The 1,556-nt window shown below is 45.4% G+C and carries 1 protein-coding gene and 2 pseudogenes; all 3 read right to left on the reverse strand.

The features are described 5' to 3' along the window. Positions 1–194 (reverse strand): annotated as a pseudogene (locus ACEW8S_RS02225) (alpha/beta hydrolase); the annotation flags it as partial. After that, a complete protein-coding gene (locus tag ACEW8S_RS02230) occupies positions 194–1,210 on the reverse strand; it encodes a bestrophin family protein (protein ID WP_373516557.1) in 1,017 nt (338 codons plus the stop codon). The gene ACEW8S_RS02230 and the pseudogene ACEW8S_RS02225, both read right to left, overlap by 1 nt. A 140-nt stretch (positions 1,211–1,350) precedes the next feature. Further along, positions 1,351–1,556 (reverse strand): annotated as a pseudogene (locus tag ACEW8S_RS02235) (nitronate monooxygenase); the annotation flags it as partial.

The following is a 1,556-nucleotide window of genomic DNA, read 5'->3' on the forward strand; positions in this document are numbered from 1 at the left end:
AGAATAGCGACTTTTCCGGACGGTTTTTCTGCGAAGCTCCAATCGAGGTCCATAAAATCGCCGTCGGGTAGCTCTAGCCGCTCGCGTTCTTGATGTAGCCCATCGACCTTTCGGAACAGACCGGAATAGATGGTAGATAGATGGCCGTATCTTAAGTAAACCGGTGGCCTGTAGTTCGAAGAAAGTAATGGCATCAGTACAGAATATTATCCTTAGGGGTAACTGGGTCCGGCAGGTCCTCTTCGTTCAGCATATCGCGAAGGTCGATTTCTATGGTTCGGCAAAGTGCGGTCATGGGCACATCGTTGATTCGGCCTTCGAAAGGATCTTCGCTGTTATCGCCGATGACTTCCATAGTAGTGAATATCCATGAAATCAATACGGAGAACGGAATCATCAAAAATAAATACCAATCGGCAATGCGTGCGGGCCCGGATGCGGCATCCTCTTCAAAAACATCCAACAGGCCAAAGGGTAAGAGCAAAACGAATATCCAGGTAAACAACTTTGAAAAGTAACCGTATTGTCTGGGAAAGGGTGTATTCTTTATGCGTTCGCACATCCCCTGTAAATTATAGAACTCTTCTAAGACGGACTGCATTTGATCTTCTTGAAAGCCGTCGATAATTTCTTTTGCTTTTAAGGCACAAATATCGAACGCTTGATTTTTCACCAAATGGGTGGCCGGGTTCACACGTTTCCTTAGGTCATTGAATTCCCGCAAACTGACGTAATTTTGGGCCTCGTTACACGAGCTATTGCGCTCGCCATGACGGTCGAAAACTTTTTCGACCATACGATTCTCCGTAAGCGACCATGACTTGGGTTGTCGCAATTGAACCCGCAACGCATTGATCCAAGCGATTTGTCTGTGAATCATCTGGGTGTGCATTTTTTTATCGAACTCGGTATCATCCGATTTGATAAAACTCAGAACCTGTATCGCCCATGTTCGGCTATAGTTCACGATGCCGCCCCATATTTTACGCCCTTCCCAAAAACGGTCATAGCTCTGGCTGTTCTTGAACCCGATATAGAAGGCCACGGCGATACCGATGACGCTCAGGGGCTGAAAGGGGACGTCGATAAATGTCCATCCCAAGTAATGGTAGAGACAAAAAATACCGGTCGCATAGAGCGTAAAGAAGATAAGGTTTTTCCAAGCGTAACGGAGAATGAGTCCCCAGCCAATATTGCGTTTGATATACATTTTTGATGGATTTGAGATGGAGAAAAATTATCCATAATCTGCCACTAATTAAAAATACCTAAAACTTTCCTATAAATACTTCAGCATACAAAATACGAAATACGGGCGACCATTGTATACTCCGCGCCACCAACTGTAATTTACTTCGGATAATTCTCCAACAGCTTGATTTGTTCTTCAACAGCCTCCTTAAACTCCGATTTCAACTTCCCGACCAGCTCGGCGACCGGCAGATTGTCGTCAATCGAGGCCGCTCCCTGTCCGGCTGACCAAATAGTTTTCCATGCCTTGGCCTCGGTGTCCAGCTCTTTTCCAAAGTCGATTTTAGTATCCTTTTTCAGATCTT

The organism is Pricia sp. (assembly GCF_041745955.1).
In the GTDB taxonomy this organism is placed as follows: Bacteria; Bacteroidota; Bacteroidia; order Flavobacteriales; family Flavobacteriaceae; genus Pricia.

Coding starts and splice junctions, on each gene's coding strand:
- ACEW8S_RS02230 (WP_373516557.1), bottom strand. CDS start 1,210: ATGTATATCAAACGCAATATTGGCTGGGGACTCATTCTCCGTTACGCT.